Source organism: Pseudomonas sp. GW822-FHT02E03, assembly GCF_058802325.1.
Map to the genome: position 1 here is coordinate 172,012 of NZ_JBXAOA010000005.1, position 16,946 is coordinate 188,957.

General features: G+C 59.4%; 14 protein-coding genes. 3 read left to right on the forward strand and 11 right to left on the reverse strand.

Annotated features, from left to right (window positions below):
• Positions 1-208 precede the first annotated feature (208 nt).
• The 11 genes from AC1RQB_RS06115 to mtnA form a co-directional block, all read right to left on the reverse strand.
• On the reverse strand, positions 209-448 hold the full coding sequence (locus tag AC1RQB_RS06115; protein ID WP_063341134.1) for a LapA family protein: 240 nt from the start codon (positions 446-448) through the stop codon (positions 209-211).
• 27 nt (positions 449-475) lie between these two features.
• Entirely contained in the window at positions 476-772 is a 297-nt protein-coding gene (gene ihfB, locus AC1RQB_RS06120) for an integration host factor subunit beta (protein WP_007899751.1), read from the reverse strand.
• A gap of 150 nt (positions 773-922) precedes the next feature.
• A complete protein-coding gene (locus tag AC1RQB_RS06125; RefSeq protein ID WP_008071618.1) occupies positions 923-1,201 on the reverse strand; it encodes a hypothetical protein in 279 nt (92 codons plus the stop codon).
• Between the two features lie 216 nt (positions 1,202-1,417).
• Positions 1,418-3,109, reverse strand: a complete 1,692-nt coding sequence (rpsA, locus tag AC1RQB_RS06130; protein WP_018929851.1) for a 30S ribosomal protein S1 — start codon at positions 3,107-3,109, stop codon at positions 1,418-1,420.
• Between the two features lie 120 nt (positions 3,110-3,229).
• A complete protein-coding gene (cmk, locus tag AC1RQB_RS06135) occupies positions 3,230-3,919 on the reverse strand; it encodes a (d)CMP kinase (RefSeq protein WP_008071616.1) in 690 nt (229 codons plus the stop codon).
• Complete coding sequence (locus AC1RQB_RS06140; RefSeq protein WP_008071615.1) at positions 3,916-6,123, reverse strand: bifunctional prephenate dehydrogenase/3-phosphoshikimate 1-carboxyvinyltransferase; 2,208 nt, start codon at positions 6,121-6,123, stop codon at positions 3,916-3,918. Before AC1RQB_RS06140 ends, cmk begins: the two co-directional genes overlap by 4 nt.
• Positions 6,124-6,151: 28 nt before the next feature.
• A complete protein-coding gene (gene hisC / locus AC1RQB_RS06145) occupies positions 6,152-7,264 on the reverse strand; it encodes a histidinol-phosphate transaminase (RefSeq protein WP_063341135.1) in 1,113 nt (370 codons plus the stop codon).
• A gap of 12 nt (positions 7,265-7,276) precedes the next feature.
• Complete coding sequence (gene pheA / locus AC1RQB_RS06150) at positions 7,277-8,371, reverse strand: prephenate dehydratase (protein WP_008071613.1); 1,095 nt, start codon at positions 8,369-8,371, stop codon at positions 7,277-7,279.
• Positions 8,371-9,456, reverse strand: coding sequence for a 3-phosphoserine/phosphohydroxythreonine transaminase (gene serC, locus AC1RQB_RS06155; protein ID WP_033036325.1), 1,086 nt, complete (start codon positions 9,454-9,456; stop codon positions 8,371-8,373). The genes pheA and serC overlap by 1 nt, the downstream gene beginning before the upstream one ends.
• 228 nt (positions 9,457-9,684) lie before the next feature.
• Positions 9,685-12,354, reverse strand: a complete 2,670-nt coding sequence (gene gyrA / locus AC1RQB_RS06160) for a DNA gyrase subunit A (RefSeq protein WP_008071610.1) — start codon at positions 12,352-12,354, stop codon at positions 9,685-9,687.
• 446 nt (positions 12,355-12,800) lie between these two features.
• Positions 12,801-13,877 (reverse strand): S-methyl-5-thioribose-1-phosphate isomerase, encoded by a 1,077-nt coding sequence (mtnA, locus tag AC1RQB_RS06165; RefSeq protein WP_063343870.1) that lies wholly within the window; start codon positions 13,875-13,877, stop codon positions 12,801-12,803.
• A gap of 109 nt (positions 13,878-13,986) precedes the next feature.
• Between mtnA and AC1RQB_RS06170 the strand changes: the two genes are divergently transcribed.
• The 3 genes from AC1RQB_RS06170 (at position 13,987) to mupP (ending at position 16,767) form a co-directional block, all read left to right on the forward strand.
• Entirely contained in the window at positions 13,987-15,321 is a 1,335-nt protein-coding gene (locus tag AC1RQB_RS06170) for a TRZ/ATZ family hydrolase (protein ID WP_063341136.1), read from the forward strand.
• A 71-nt stretch (positions 15,322-15,392) separates the two neighbouring features.
• Positions 15,393-16,091, forward strand: a complete 699-nt coding sequence (gene ubiG / locus AC1RQB_RS06175) for a bifunctional 2-polyprenyl-6-hydroxyphenol methylase/3-demethylubiquinol 3-O-methyltransferase UbiG (RefSeq protein WP_007899720.1) — start codon at positions 15,393-15,395, stop codon at positions 16,089-16,091.
• Between the two features lie 4 nt (positions 16,092-16,095).
• Positions 16,096-16,767, forward strand: a complete 672-nt coding sequence (gene mupP / locus AC1RQB_RS06180; RefSeq protein WP_063341137.1) for an N-acetylmuramic acid 6-phosphate phosphatase MupP — start codon at positions 16,096-16,098, stop codon at positions 16,765-16,767.
• Positions 16,768-16,946 lie beyond the last annotated feature (179 nt).

Here is a 16,946-nt window from a genome sequence, read left to right on the forward strand (position 1 = left end):
GTTGCTGACAGGGCCGCCAACCGCGCACTGTCTAATCCATGAATGCAAAAGCCATCAAGTCAGCCGTGGCTTCTGACAGAGTCAGTCTGAACCGATTCGGGAACGCCCTATCGACCAAGCGCAGCATTTTACAGCTTAATGAAGGTTTTACTAATGGATATGGACAAGCCATGACGCAAATTCGACGCGTGTAACGGGTTTGTCGCGATCAGACAAGGCGCTTGCGTGAAGCCCTGGACGTACGCCCCAGAAACCAGCCGAGAATCGGCCCGATCACCATGCCAATCAGCAGCGCAATCACCATGACCAGCGATACTGGCAACTGCGGGCTCGCCCAGCCCAGGAACAGCAGTGACACGCTTTGCTGGTTCTCAAGTACGAACGCCAGGATCGCGAGAACGAGCAACAGGACAAATATAGCGAGAAGTACGCGCTTGAGGTTACGCATCAGCGGTTCCTTGAAGTGCAGCAGCTGTCAAAGCCCCTCCTCCTCTTCCTCGTTCACGCGATCGCGCAGTTCTTTGCCTGGCTTGAAATGCGGAACGAACTTGCCGTCGAGGCTGACGGACTGACCGGTTTTCGGATTGCGGCCTACGCGCGGTGCGCGATAGTGCAAGGAGAAGCTGCCAAACCCACGGATCTCGATTCGATCACCGGTGGCCAGACATTGGGACATTTGCTCAAGCATGGTCTTGATGGCCAGCTCCACATCCTTGGATGAGAGCAGCCCTTGATGGGTGACAATTCGTTCGATCAACTCCGACTTCGTCATATTTTTCCCTTCTTTTTCAAGCAGCTAGGAAAAGCGCTTCAAAGGTTTTAGCATGCCCGGAGAAATTTGAACAGCCTGAGTTTTGACATATCTTTCCTCGTAATGAGGCGCCCGATTGCAGAACATCGGAACATTGCTCCAACCCGGCATTCATCTACAGATAACCAGCATGGTGCGCGTCAGATAACCCGCGGGATTGAAGCCGAAAGGGAATACATCCTCTTCCTTGGCATCATCGGACCTGACGACGACTTTATAACCTGCGCCCTTGCATTCCTTTGCAGCTCGCTTGTGGCACTTTTCCCATCCGGAGCCCAACCCGGAACAATCGATCTCTATGCCACTGACTCCGCGTACCGCATGAGTCTTGGCGCTTGTGGTACAGCCCGCTAATGTCAGTACTGCTATCACGACAATGAGCTTGTTCATTCGCTTCCTTATGCCGGGCGCAATGCCCAGCGGTCGTTCACTTCAGGCTAAGCCTAGCCTCGAATAGATGATTGACCTGTATGAAGTTACAGACAACTTGTGTAGATCATTGGTTTCACGAAAGAAAAGCGGTGGTGTCAGCCCTCCTTGGGATTCACCAAATCGCAGACACAAAAAAGGGCGACCGAAGCCGCCCTTTTTATGGTCTGTCAGAACTTAGTTCTGCTTTTCCATTTGTGCACGCAACAGGTCGCCCAGAGTGGTAGGACCAGCAGCGATGTCAGCAGCAGGCTTGTCTTTCAAGCTCTGGATTGCTTCTTTCTCTTCAGCATCGTCTTTCGACTTGATGGAGAGCTGGATTACGCGGCTCTTGCGGTCAACGCTGATGATCTTGGCTTCTACTTCCTGGCCTTCTTTCAGAACGTTACGCGCGTCTTCAACGCGGTCACGGCTGATTTCGGAGGCTTTCAGAGTCGCTTCGATATCGTCGGCCAGAGTGATGATGGCGCCTTTAGCGTCAACTTCTTTCACGATGCCTTTAACGATGGCGCCTTTGTCGTTCTCTTGAACGTACTCGGAGAACGGATCGCTTTCCAGTTGCTTGATACCCAGGGAGATGCGCTCGCGCTCTGGGTCAACCGACAGGATAACGGTGTCCAGCTCGTCGCCCTTCTTGAAGCGGCGAACGGCTTCTTCGCCCACTTCGTTCCAGGAGATGTCGGACAGGTGAACCAGACCGTCGATGCCGCCGTCCAGACCAATGAAGATACCGAAATCGGTGATCGACTTGATGGTGCCGGAGATTTTATCGCCCTTGTTGAACTGGCCAGAGAAATCTTCCCATGGGTTAGATTTGCACTGCTTGATGCCGAGGGAGATACGACGACGCTCTTCGTCGATGTCCAGAACCATAACTTCCACTTCGTCGCCGACTTGTACGACTTTCGAAGGGTGGATGTTCTTGTTGGTCCAGTCCATTTCGGAAACGTGCACCAGGCCTTCAACGCCTTCTTCCAGCTCAGCGAAGCAGCCGTAGTCGGTCAGGTTGGTTACACGAGCGGTAACGCGAGTGCTTTCTGGGTAACGGGCTTTGATAGCAACCCATGGATCTTCGCCCAGTTGCTTGAGGCCCAGGGAAACACGATTGCGTTCGCGATCGTACTTCAGAACCTTGACATCGATCTCGTCGCCAACGTTGACGATTTCGGAAGGATGCTTGATACGCTTCCAAGCCATGTCGGTAATGTGCAGCAGGCCATCGACGCCACCCAGATCGACGAATGCGCCGTAATCGGTGAGGTTCTTGACGATACCTTTGACTTGTTGGCCTTCCTGCAGGGATTCCAGCAGAGCTTCACGCTCGGCGGAGTTCTCGGCTTCGAGGACGCTGCGACGGGAAACGACAACGTTGTTGCGTTTCTGGTCGAGTTTGATGACCTTGAATTCCAGCTCTTTGCCTTCCAGGTGCGTGGTGTCGCGCACTGGACGGACGTCAACCAGAGAACCTGGCAGGAACGCACGGATGCCGTTAACGTCGACAGTGAAGCCGCCTTTAACCTTACCGTTGATAACGCCCTTGACCACTTCTTCGGCTGCGAAGGCTGCTTCCAGAACAATCCAGCATTCAGCGCGCTTGGCTTTTTCACGGGACAGCTTGGTTTCACCGAAGCCGTCTTCAACCGAGTCCAGAGCAACGTGAACTTCGTCACCGACGTTGATGTTCAGCTCGCCAGCATCGTTGTAGAACTGCTCAAGCGGGATGAGTGCTTCAGACTTCAGGCCAGCGTGAACGGTTACCCAGCGAGCCTGGTAATCGATATCAACGATAACACCGGTGATGATGGAGCCTGCCTGAAGGTTCAGGGTTTTTAGGCTTTCTTCAAAGAGTTCCGCAAAGCTTTCGCTCATTTTAATTCCTGTTGATAAGGGCGAAGAATACGCCCATCTCCACACCCCAGACGGTGTGGGTTAGTTTCATTTAAAAGAAGCCACCGCAGGACTATGACTGGTCCCCTGCGGCCCTCTTGGTCACCCGGCGATATCGCGAATGGCGATCTCGCTCATGATGCGTTCCAGCACCTGATCGATGGATAATTCCGTGGAATCCAGCTGGATGGCGTCAGCCGCCGGTTTGAGCGGGGCTACCGCTCGCTGGGTGTCACGCTCATCGCGTGCACGTATCTCATCTAGCAGACTCGACAGACTAACACCATCGACTTTGCCCTTCAACTGCAAGTATCGACGGCGCGCACGCTCCTCGGCACTGGCAGTGAGGAAAATCTTCAGCGGCGCGTCCGGAAAAACCACCGTACCCATGTCGCGACCATCGGCCACCAGACCCGGCGACTCCTGAAAGGCCCGCTGGCGCTGCAGCAGCGCTTCACGAACGGCGGGCAGCGCAGCGACCTGCGAGGCACCCGAGCCGATACTTTCGGTACGGATGACATCGCTGACTTCGTCGCCTTCCAGAATAATGCGCTGCAGCTGACCGTCGGTCGCCGCGATGAATTGCACATCCAGATGAGCGGCGAGCTTTTTGAGCAATTCCTCATTCGTCAGGTCGACGCCATGGTTATGCGCCGCGAACGCCAGCAATCGATACAGCGCACCGGAATCCAGCAGGTTCCAGCCCAGGCGCTTGGCCAGCATGCCGGCAACAGTCCCCTTGCCAGAGCCGCTAGGCCCATCAATGGTTATAACCGGTGCGATGCTGATCACGACTGAGCCTCTTGCGCAACACGGATACCGACCTGCGCGCACAGCGCGAGGAAGTTCGGGAACGAGGTCGCGACGTTGGCGCAGTCATGGATGCGGATCGGTGCAGTGGCGCGCAACGAAGCCACGCTGAAGGCCATGGCAATCCGGTGATCGCCGTGACCATGCACTTCGCCGCCGCCGATCTGGCCGCCGTCGATGATGAGGCCGTCCGGGGTCGGCTCGCACTTGACACCCAGCGCCAGCAAACCATCCGCCATGACCTGGATCCGGTCCGACTCCTTCACGCGCAGCTCTTCGGCGCCGCGCAGCACGGTGCGCCCTTCGGCACAGGCAGCGGCCACGAACAGCACCGGGAACTCGTCGATGGCCAGTGGAACCAGCGCCTCGGGGATCTCGATACCTTTGAGTTTAGCTGCCCGTACGCGCAGATCCGCTACCGGCTCGCCGCCCACTTCACGCTGGTTTTCCAGGGTGATGTCCGCACCCATCAGGCGCAGGATGTCGATCACGCCGGTACGGGTCGGGTTGATGCCGACGTGCTCGAGCACCAGTTCCGAACCTTCGGCAATCGACGCGGCCACAAGGAAGAACGCCGACGACGAGATGTCGCCCGGCACTTCAATGTGGGTCGCGGTCAGCTTGTGGCCGGACTCGACCGATGCGGTCGCGCCATTGACGGTGACCGGGTAGCCGAAGCCGCGCAGCATGCGCTCGGTGTGATCGCGAGTCGGTGCCGGCTCGGTGACGGTGGTCTTGCCTTCAGCGTACAGACCCGCAAGCAACAGGCAGGATTTCACCTGGGCGCTGGCCATCGGCATGGTGTAAGTCAGACCCTTGAGCTTGTTGCCGCCACGAATGGTCATCGGTGGACGACCTTCAGCAGCGGTCTCGATCACGGCGCCCATTTCACGCAGCGGATTGGCCACGCGATTCATCGGACGCTTGGACAGAGAAGCATCGCCGGTCAGGGTGCTATCGAAGTTCTGCGCAGCCAAAAGGCCAGACAGCAGACGCATCGAGGTACCGGAGTTGCCCAGATAGATCGGGCCCGGCGCAGGCTTCAGGCCATGCAGGCCGACGCCGTGGATGGTCACACGACCGTGGTGCGGACCTTCGATGACGACACCCATGTCGCGGAAAGCCTGCAAGGTCGCCAGAGCGTCTTCGCCCTCGAGGAAACCTTCCACTTCGGTGACGCCTTCGGCCAGGGAACCGAGCATGATCGAACGGTGGGAAATCGATTTGTCGCCCGGTACACGAATCCGCCCAGTCAGGCGGCCACCAGGTTGTGCCAGGAAAATCAGATCGTTGGAATTCATAGCGTCCACATAGGCCCGGCGGGCCAGGATTTTACTGAAATGCTCGCGGGCAACCCGGGCGCGCGTGAACACGCCCAATAATTGGTGCCCATCCCCTGCATCGACCGCGTCGCGCAAGGCGTCGAGGTCGCTGCGAAATGTATCGAGTGTGCGCAGGACAGCTTCGCGGTTGGCGAGGAAGATGTCGTGCCACATGACCGGGTCGCTTCCGGCGATTCTTGTGAAATCGCGGAAACCGCCCGCAGCGTAACGGAAGATCTCAAGATTTTCATTGCGTTTGGCCAACGAATCGACCAAACCGAACGCCAGCAAGTGCGGCAGATGGCTGGTCGCCGCCAGCACTTCGTCATGACGCTCGACCTGCATGTGCTCGACGTCGGCGCCCAATTCGCGCCACAACCGGTCAACCACTGCCAGCGCGGCCGGATCGGTCTGATCCAGCGGCGTCAGAATCACTTTATGACGACGGAACAGTTCGGCATTGGAGGCTTCCACCCCGCTCTGCTCGGAACCGGCGATCGGATGCCCCGGCACGAAGCGCGTCGGCATGCCGCCAAACGCCTCGGTCGCCGCGCGCACCACATTGCCCTTGGCGCTGCCGACGTCGGTCAGAATCGCTTGCCCCAGGTCCATGCCCGCCAACAGCGCGAGCAGTTTCTCCATGGCCAGGATCGGCACCGCCAGCTGAATCACGTCAGCGCCTTGGCAAGCCGCCGCCAGGTCTTCTTCGCAGCGATCCACCACGCCTAACTCGACCGCCAGCTTGCGCGACTGCGGGTCGAGATCGACCCCGACCACTTCGCGACACAGACCGCTTTCACGCAGGCCTTTGGCAAACGAACCGCCGATCAAGCCCAGACCAACCACCACCAGGCGACCGATCATAGGTTGCGCAGATTGCAGTGCAGTGACATCAACCACGAGCCATAACCTTGGTCAGCGCCTCGAGGAAGCGGCTGTTTTCTGCCGGCAAACCGATGGTGATACGCAGGTGGTTCGGCATGCCGTAATTGGCCACCGGACGCACGATCACCCCTTCACGCAGCAACCCCTCGAACACTGGCGCCGCTACGCGACCCAGATCGACACAGATGAAGTTGCCTTTGGATGGAATCCAGCTCAACCCCAGCTCGCGGAAACCCGCTTGCAGCTGCTGCATGCCGGACTCGTTCAGGCGGCGGCTTTCGGCCAGGTACTCGACGTCTTGCAGAGCCGCACAAGCGGCGGCCAGCGCGAGGCTGTTGACGTTGAACGGCTGACGCACGCGGTTCAGCACATCGGCGACGATGGCCGAGGACAAGCCGTAACCGACCCGCAGCGACGCCAGACCATAAGCTTTGGAGAAGGTGCGCGAGACCAGCAGGTTCGGGTAGGCCGCCAGATAATCCAGGCCGTCCGGCAAGTCGCTGCCTTCGGCGTACTCGATGTAGGCCTCGTCCAGCACCACCAGCACATGGGCCGGCACGTCCTGCAGGAAATCATCCAGCGCCTGGGCGTCGAACCAGGTCCCGGTCGGGTTGTTCGGGTTGGCGATGAACACCACACGAGTATCGGCATCGATCGCGGCGAGCATGGCCGACAGATCATGCCCCCAGTCTTTGGCCGGGATCACTTTTGCCTGGGCACCGACGGCCTGGGTGACGATCGGATAGACCGCAAACGCATGGGCGCTGAACACCGCGTTCAGGCCTGGCGCCAGATAGGCACGTGCCACCAGCTCCAGAATGTCGTTGGAGCCATTGCCCAGCGTTACCTGGTTGAGCTCGACGCGGCACTGATCGGCCAGCAGGGTCTTGAGCGCAAAACCGTTGCCGTCCGGATAGCGGGTCAGCTCGGTCAGCGCTTCGCGGATCGCTGCCAATGCCTTGGGACTGGCGCCCAACGGGTTTTCGTTGCTTGCCAGTTTGACGATATTGGCCGGATCGAGGTTCAGCTCACGGGCCAGTTCGTCCACGGGCTTGCCCGGAACGTAAGGCGAAAGTTGTTGCACGCCCGGCTGTGCCAGAGCGAGGAAGTTGCCACTCATTTGCTACCGCCCTTAGAGAACTGCTTTCGGGTAGGAACCCAGCACTTTGAGTGCTACTGCTTCCTGACTGATCTTTTCCAGTACACCTTTGACCAGTGGGTCGCGGTGGTGGCCGACGAAGTCGATGAAGAACACGTAGGTCCATTTACCGCTGCGCGACGGACGAGTCTCGATGCGCGTCAGGTCGATGCCGTTGTCATGGAACGGCACCAGCAACTCATGGAGCGCGCCGGGTTTGTTGCTCATGGACACGATGATCGAGGTCTTGTCGTCGCCGGTCGGCGGTACTTCCTGGCTGCCGATCATCAGGAATCGCGTGGAGTTGTCCGGACGATCCTCGATTTTTTCGGCCAGACGAGTCAACCCGTACAGACTGGCGGCCATGTCGCCAGCGATCGCCGCCGAGTTCCACTCACCCTTGACCCGCTTGGCCGCTTCGGCGTTGCTCGAAACCGCCACGCGCTCGACATTCGGGTAATGGGCGTCCAGCCACTTGCGGCACTGGGCCAGGGACTGGGCGTGGGAATAGATGCGGCTGATGCTGTCGGTCTTGGTGTTTTCACCCACCAACAGGTGATGGTGAATCCGCAGCTCAACTTCGCCACAAATCACCATGTCGTGTTCGAGGAAGCTGTCGAGGGTGTGGTTGACCGCGCCCTCGGTGGAGTTTTCCACCGGGACCACGCCAAAGTTCACCGCACCGGCCGCGACTTCACGGAACACTTCGTCGATCGCCGCCATCGGCTTGCTGATCACGGCGTGACCGAAGTGCTTCATGGCTGCGGCTTGGGTGAAGGTGCCTTCAGGGCCGAGGTAAGCCACTTTCAGCGGCTGCTCGAGGGCCAGGCACGAGGACATGATTTCGCGGAACAGCCGCGCCATCTCTTCGTTGCCCAGCGGCCCCTGGTTACGCTCCATCACACGCTTGAGCACCTGGGCTTCACGCTCAGGACGATAGAACACCGGCACTTCGCCTTCGGCCAGCGAGGCCATCTTTACTCGCGCAACTTCCTGGGCGCAACGTGCGCGCTCACTGATCAGCTCCAGGACTTTTTCGTCCAGAGCATCAATGCGCAGGCGCAGTGCCTTGAGTTCTTGCTCAGACATTAGCCGTGTTCCTTCTCGAACTCTGCCATGTACGAAACCAGTGCGTTGACCGCAACGATATCGACGGCGTTATAGATGGAGGCACGCATGCCGCCCACGGAACGGTGGCCTTTGAGGTTCAACAGGCCACGTTCGTCGGCACCGGCCAGGAACGGCTTGTCGAGACGATCGTCGGCCAGACGGAACGGCACGTTCATCCACGAGCGGTCCGACTTGTTGATCGGGTTGCTGTACAAGCCGCTGGCGTCGATGAAGTCATACAGCGTGCGCTGCTTGACTTCATTGAGCTTGCCGATGGCTTCGACGCCACCCTGCTCTTTCAGCCACTCGAACACCAGGCCGGACAAGTACCAGGCCAGGGTTGGCGGGGTGTTGTACATCGAGCCGTTATCGGCCGCGACCTTGTAGTTGAGCATGGTCGGGCAAATGGAACGGGCGTGACCGAGCAGGTCTTCGCGCACGATGTTCACGACAATGCCGCTCGGGCCGATGTTTTTCTGCGCGCCGGCGTAGATCATGCCGAAGCGCGAAACATCCACCGGACGCGAGAGAATGTCCGAGGACATGTCGGCGACCAGCGGCACATCGCCGGTTTCCGGGATCCATTGGAATTCCAGGCCGCCAATGGTTTCGTTCGGTGCGTAGTGAACGTAGGCCGCGTCTTTGGACAGCTTCCATTCGTTCTGGCCGGGGATAGCGAAATAGTCGTAAGGCTTGGCGGTGGCGGCAACGTTGACGTGGCCGTAGCGCGAGGCTTCTTCGATAGCTTTCTGCGACCAGATACCGGTGTCGATATAGTCGGCGGTGCCGCTTTCCGGCAACAGGTTCAGAGGAATCTGAGCAAATTGCTGGCTCGCGCCACCTTGCAGGAACAGCACTTTATAGTTCGAGGGGATATTCAGCAGATCACGCAGATCCTGCTCGGCCTTGGTGGCAATGGACACGAACTCATCGCTGCGATGGCTCATTTCCATGACCGACAGACCCTTGCCGTGCCAATCAAGGAGTTCACCCTGGGCGCGCTTCAGGACAGCTTCGGGAAGCGCCGCAGGACCGGCACAGAAGTTATAGGCTCTCTTGCTCACATCCAATCTCGCTCTGATTTGGTGGTCACTTAAATCTTTCGGTCTGCGGATGATCGTTCCCACGCTTTGCGTGGGAATGCATCCAATGACGCTCTGCGTCATGGGACGCGGAGCGTCCCGAGCGGCATTCCCACGCAGAGCGTGGGAACGATCCTGTGCAGTGTCGCAAATTTTCAAACAGAACAAACAACAAGGGGGCGAATCTTCATCCACCCCCTGCTTGCCCGCTTACTCTTGCGGCTCTTCGTCAGCGGCGGCGTCGAGTTGCTGGTCTTCGGCAACGTCGTCGATCACGACTTCACCGTCGAACACTGCACCCTCTTCACCTTCAAGCCCTTCGCCTTCCAGCTCTTCGCCTTCGACTTCCGACGGCTCTTGAACCCGCTCCAGGCCCACCAGCGTTTCATCGCTGGCCAGCTTGATCAAGGTTACGCCCTGGGTGTTACGACCCAGGCTGGAGACTTCGTCGACACGGGTACGAACCAAAGTACCCTGGTCGGAAATCAGCATGATTTCCTCGCCGTCGAGCACCTGGACTGCGCCGACCAGACGGCCGTTACGCTCGTTGCTGACCATGGCGATAACGCCCTGACCGCCACGCTTGTACTCAGGGAACTCGGTGATCGCGGTGCGCTTGCCGAAACCACGCGCCGAAGCGGTGAGGATCTGGCTGCCTTCTTCCGGGATCAGCATGGAAATCAGCTTCTGGCCTTCCGGCAGACGCATACCGCGGACACCGCGAGCGGTACGGCCCATGGCGCGAACGTCGGTTTCCTTGAAGCGAGTCACCTTGCCGCCGTCGGAGAACAGCATGACTTCACGCTCGCCATCGGTAATAGCGGCAGAGATCAGTACGTCGCCTTCGTCCAGCTCCAGCGCGATCAGGCCGACGCTGCGTTGACGGCTGAAGGATTCCAGCGGGGTCTTCTTCACGGTGCCTTTGGCAGTGGCCATGAAGATGAAGTGACCTTCGGTGTATTCCTCGACCGGCAGCATGGTGGTGATGTATTCATCACTGTCCAGCGGCAGCAGGTTGACCAGCGGACGACCACGGGCAGCGCGGGACGCTTCCGGGATTTCGTAGGTTTTCAGCCAGTACACTTTGCCTTTGCTGGAGAACAGCAGCAGCGTGGTGTGGCTGTTGGCGACCAACAGGTGAGCGATGTAGTCCTCATCCTTGACGCCGGTGGCCGATTTGCCTTTACCGCCACGACGCTGAGCCTGGTACGCAGCCAATGGCTGGGTCTTGGCGTAGCCACCGTGGGAAATGGTCACGACGCGCTCTTCTTCCGGGATCATGTCGCCCAGGGTCAGGTCGAGACGGGCATCGAGAATCTCGGTGCGACGCACATCGCCGTACTCGGCGCGGATCACTTCCAGCTCTTCGCGGATCACTTCCATCAGGCGCGTGGCGCTGCTGAGGATGCGGATCAGCTCGCCGATCTGGTTGAGGATCTCTTGATACTCGGCCAGCAGCTTTTCGTGTTCCAGACCGGTCAGACGGTGCAGGCGCAGCTCCAGAATGGCTTGCGCCTGTTCCGGCGACAGGAAGTACTTGCCGTCGCGCAGACCGTATTGCGGATCCAGGGTCTCTGGACGGCAAGAATCGGCGCCGGCACGTTCGACCATCGCAACTACAGCGGAAGATTCCCAGGCAGTGCTGATCAGCGCTTCCTTGGCTTCCGACGGCGTTGGCGAGGCCTTGATCAGGGCGATGACCGGGTCGATGTTCGACAGGGCAACCGCTTGACCTTCCAGAATGTGACCACGTTCGCGCGCTTTACGCAGTTCGAACACGGTACGGCGGGTAACCACTTCACGACGGTGACGAACGAACGCTTCCAGCAGGTCCTTGAGGTTCAGGATCCGCGGACGGCCGTCGATCAGCGCGACGATGTTGATACCGAACACCGCTTGCAGCTGGGTCTGGGCGTAGAGGTTGTTGAGGATCACCTCAGGCACTTCACCGCGACGCAGTTCGATCACAACGCGCATACCGTCCTTGTCGGACTCGTCGCGCAGTTCGGTGATGCCTTCGAGCTTCTTCTCTTTGACCAGTTCGGCGATCTTCTCGATCAGACGCGCCTTGTTCAACTGGTAAGGGAGTTCGGTGATGACGATCTGCTGACGACCACCGACCTTGTCGATGTCTTCGATCATCGAGCGGGCACGCATGTAAATGCGCCCGCGACCGGTGCGGTAGGCTTCGATGATGCCGGCGCGACCGTTGATGATCGCGGCGGTCGGGAAGTCCGGACCGGGAATGTATTGCATCAGCTCATCGACGGTCAGTTCCGGGTTGTCGATGAGTGCCAGGCAACCGTCGATGACTTCACCGAGGTTGTGTGGCGGGATGTTGGTCGCCATGCCCACGGCGATACCGCTGGAGCCGTTGACCAGCAGGTTGGGAATACGGGTCGGCATGACCGCCGGGATCATTTCGGTGCCGTCGTAGTTCGGCACCCAGTCCACGGTTTCTTTGTGCAGGTCAGCGAGCAGCTCGTGCGCCAGCTTGGTCATGCGCACTTCGGTGTATCGCATGGCCGCGGCGTTGTCGCCGTCCACCGAACCGAAGTTGCCCTGACCGTCTACCAGCAGGTAACGCAGCGAAAATGGCTGCGCCATCCGAACGATGGTGTCGTACACCGCGGTATCACCGTGAGGGTGATACTTACCGATCACGTCACCGACAACACGGGCAGATTTCTTGTACGGCTTGTTGAAGTCGTTGCCCAGCTCGCTCATCGCGAACAGCACACGCCGGTGCACGGGCTTCAAGCCATCGCGCGCATCCGGCAGTGCCCGCCCGACAATCACGCTCATCGCGTAGTCGAGGTAGGACTGCTTCAGCTCGTCTTCGATATTGACCGGGAGGATTTCTTTGGCCAGTTCGCCCATGAGAAGCCTGATTCCTTTTTCTGGTGAAACTTCGTCACATCCATATGGGACGAACGAAGCTCGCCGATGCAGACTGAGTGCCGTGCACCGACTTACGACAAATCAACGAGTTATGCCATGGATCTGCGCAGTAAAGGCAGCCACATCAGGCTACCCTGGAAACCGCCGGATGTTATCACAAGAGCCGCCACGCACCTATCCCCCAGATGCGCATGGAGCATAGTTAGTTGACCGGTGACAGGCTTGAAAGGGACGAGAGGGGCTTAGAGCCGTGTTGAAAGAAGAATCAGGGGCTTGATCAGCGATATTTGTTGACTGTCAGGGCCTCTTCGCGAGCAAGCCCGCTCCCACACTGGACCGGTGTCGCATACAAATTCTGCGATCGACTCGGCCCAATGTGGGAGCGGGCTTGCTCGCGAAGGCGATTTATCAGGCGCCAGATACCTTTAATGCAGACGCTTACGGCACATCAACTGCGCCATTTTCGCCGTATCCGGCCGTTCGACGATGCCTTTTTCGGTGACGATTACATCAATCAGGTCAGCCGGGGTCACATCGAACACCGGGTTGAATGCATCGACATCCGCCCCGAGCCGCTTGCCACCGACTTCCAGCAACTCGCGACCATCGCGCTCTTCGATGGGAATCTCATCGCCACTGGCCAGGTTCATGTCGATGGTCGAACTCGGCGCCACTACCATGAAGCGCACGCCGTGGTGCATGGCGTTGACCGCCAGTTGGTAGGTGCCGATCTTGTTCGCCACATCACCATTGGCGGTGATCCGGTCAGCACCGACGATCACCCAGGTCACACCCTTGGTTTTCATGATGTGCGCGGCGGCGGAATCGACATTGAGGGTCACCGGAATGCCTTCATTGGCCAATTCCCATGCGGTCAATCGCGAACCCTGCAGCCATGGGCGGGTTTCGTCGGCGTAGACGCGCTCGACCATGCCTTCGATGAACGCCCCGCGAATCACCCCCAGCGCCGTGCCGAAGCCGCCGGTGGCCAGTGCGCCGGTGTTGCAGTGCGTGAGGATCGCCTGGGCGTTGCCCTGATGCTTGCGGATCAAGTCCACGCCCAACTGAGCCATGGTCAGGTTGGCTTCGCGATCACTTTCATGGATGGCGATGGCTTCGGCCTCCAGCGCCGCCAGAGGGTCTGTGTCTTCCTTGAGGCGGTCCAGGCGGTCGCGCATGCGACTCAAAGCCCAGAACAGATTAACCGCTGTTGGACGGGAATCGGCCAGTAACGCGTAATCCTCTTCCCACGCGGCCTGCCAGTCACCGCCCTCGGCAATGCGGGCGCGGGCCGACAGCACCATGGCATACGCCGCACTGATGCCAATGGCCGGCGCGCCGCGCACCACCATTGAGCGAATGGCCTCAGCCACGCCCGCGGCGCTGGTGTAGGCGATCCAGGTTTCCTCGAATGGCAAAATACGCTGATCCAGCAGATACAGGGCGCCATCACGCCAATCGATGGCCTTCACCTTCTCCGCAGCCAACAGTCGATCGCGCATCCCCATACCCCGCACTCATGAACAAAAACCGCCGATTATAGCGAGCCCCCCGCGAAGACGCTCGGGTATACTTCGCCATCCTTTACAAAAGCACTGGAACCGACTTTCGATGCCGACCCCCACCGCTGCGCTCGACCTGTTATTGCTGCCGACCTGGCTGGTACCTGTCGAACCGGCTGGCGTGGTCCTTAAAGAGCATGCCTTGGGCATCCGCGACGGTCGTATCGTATTTATCGGCCCGCGCGCAGCAGCCTTGAAGTTTAACGCAACCGAAGTCCGCGAATTGCCGGACATTCTGCTCAGCCCCGGCCTGATCAATGCTCACGGGCATGCGGCAATGACGCTGTTCCGCGGCCTGGCCGACGATCTGCCGCTGATGACCTGGCTGGAAAAGCACATTTGGCCCGCTGAAGCCAAATGGGTAGACGAGGCGTTCGTACGCGACGGCACCGACCTGGCCATCGCCGAGCAGATCAAAGGCGGCATCACCTGTTTCTCCGACATGTATTTCTTCCCGAAGGTTGCCAGCGAACGCGTACATAACAGCGGCATTCGCGCCCAGATCGCCATTCCGATCCTCGATTTCCCGATTCCAGGCGCCGCCACGGCGGATGAAGCCATTCGTCAGGGCGTTGAATTATTCGGTGATCTCAAGCATCACGAGCGGATCAAAGTCACCTTTGGGCCCCATGCACCCTACACCGTGGGCGACGAAACCCTGGAAAAAATCCGGGTGATCGCCGAAGAACTGGACGCCTCGATTCATATGCACGTCCACGAAACTGCTTTCGAAGTGCAGCAGTCGGTCGAGCAGTGCGGCGAACGCCCGTTGGCCCGCCTCGGTCGCCTGGGCCTGCTCGGGCCGCGCCTGCAGGCCGTTCACATGACCCAGATCAGCGATGAAGACCTGATGCTGCTGGTAGAAAGTAACACCCATGTGATTCATTGCCCGGAGTCGAACCTGAAACTGGCCAGCGGTTTCTGCCCGATCGAGCGTTTGTGGCGGGCCGGGGTCAATGTGGCGGTCGGCACCGATGGCTCGGCCAGCAATAATGACCTCGACCTGCTCGGCGAAACCCGCACCGCTGCGTTGCTGGCCAAGGCCGTCGCCGGGTCGGCCACGGCGCTGGACGCCCATCGCGCCCTGCGCATGGCCACGCTCAATGGCGCTCGCGCGCTGGGCATCGAAGCTGAAACGGGTTCGCTGGAAGTCGGTAAAGCGGCGGACATCGTCGCGTTCGACCTGTCGGGCCTGGCGCAGCAACCGGTCTACGACCCGGTTTCGCAACTGATCTATGCCACTGGCCGCGACTGCGTGAAACACCTTTGGGTCGCCGGCAAGCAACTGCTCGACGACCGCCGCCTGACCCGCCTGGATGAGGCGCAGCTGTGCGCCACCGCCAAGGCCTGGGGCCAGCGCATCAGCGGCCATACCGAATCGTAAGCACCGAATTGTAAGCACCCTGGACCAAAACCGGGGCAACAGGATTTTTCAAGTTTTAGAGGACTGACACCATGAGCAACGTCGACTACGCCGAAATCGCCAAATTTGAAGCCCTGGCCCATCGCTGGTGGGACCGCGAAAGCGAGTTCAAACCGCTGCACGACATCAACCCGCTACGGGTCAACTGGATCGATGAGCGGGTCCATCTGGCCGGTAAGAAAGTCCTCGACGTCGGTTGCGGCGGCGGCATCCTCAGCGAAGCCATGGCTCAACGCGGCGCGACCGTAATGGGCATCGACATGGGCGAAGCGCCGCTGGCCGTCGCTCAGCTGCACCAACTGGAATCCGGCGTGAGCGTCGAGTACCGGCAGATCACCGCCGAAGCGCTGGCTGAAGAAATGCCTGAGCAATTCGACGTGGTCACCTGCCTGGAAATGCTCGAACACGTGCCGGACCCGTCGTCGGTGATCCGCGCCTGTTTCAAGATGGTCAAACCGGGCGGCCAGGTGTTCTTCTCCACCATCAACCGCAACCCGAAGGCCTATCTGTTCGCCATCGTCGGCGCCGAATACATCATGAAGTTGCTGCCGCGCGGCACCCACGACTTCAAGAAGTTCATCCGCCCCTCCGAGCTTGGCGCCTGGAGCCGCATGGCCGGCCTGACCGTCAAGGACATCATCGGCCTGACCTACAATCCGTTGACCAAGCATTACAAACTGGCGGCCGATGTGGACGTCAATTACATGATCCAGACCCTGCGCGAGGAGTAAGCCGATGCGTATCAGAGCGGTCCTTTTCGACATGGACGGCACCCTGCTCGACACTGCGCCGGATTTCATCGCCATCTGCCAGGCGATGCGCGCTGATCGTGGTTTGCCGCCAATCAACACTCAACACATTCGCGATGAAATTTCCGGCGGCGCCAAGGCGATGGTCGCCGCAAACTTTTCCATGGACCCGGAATCGCCGGGGTTCGAGGAACTGCGTCAGGAATTCCTCGACCGCTACCTCAAGGGTTGCGCGGTCCACAGCCATCTGTTCGACGGCATGGCCCAGGTGCTGGAAAAAATCGAAAAGGCCAACCTGATCTGGGGCGTGGTCACCAACAAACCGGTGCGTTTCGCCGAGCCGATCATGCAGCAACTGGGCCTGGCCGACCGTTCGAAAGTGCTGATTTGCCCCGATCATGTGAAGAACAGCAAACCGGATCCGGAGCCGTTGATCCTGGCGTGCAAGATGCTCGACCTGGACCCGGCCAGCGTGCTGTTTGTCGGCGATGACCTGCGGGACATCGAGTCCGGCCGCGATGCTGGTACCAAAACCTGCGCGGTGACCTACGGCTATATTCACCCGGACGATAACCCTAAGCACTGGGGCGCGGACGTAGTGATCGATCATCCGCTGGCGTTGCTCGAGGTGCTGGATAACGCTTTGTGCAGTTGCTGAACACAGAGGCTTTTGTGGCGAGGGAGCTTGCTCCCGCTGGGCTGCGAAGCGGCCCCCTCTATCTATGAACGCATTCTTTCAGGCACACCGCATTTGCAGGTTTTACGACTGCTTCGCAGCCGAGCGGGAGCAAGCTCCCTCGCCACAAGTACGATGCCTGCCTGTTGAATTGTTGTGAG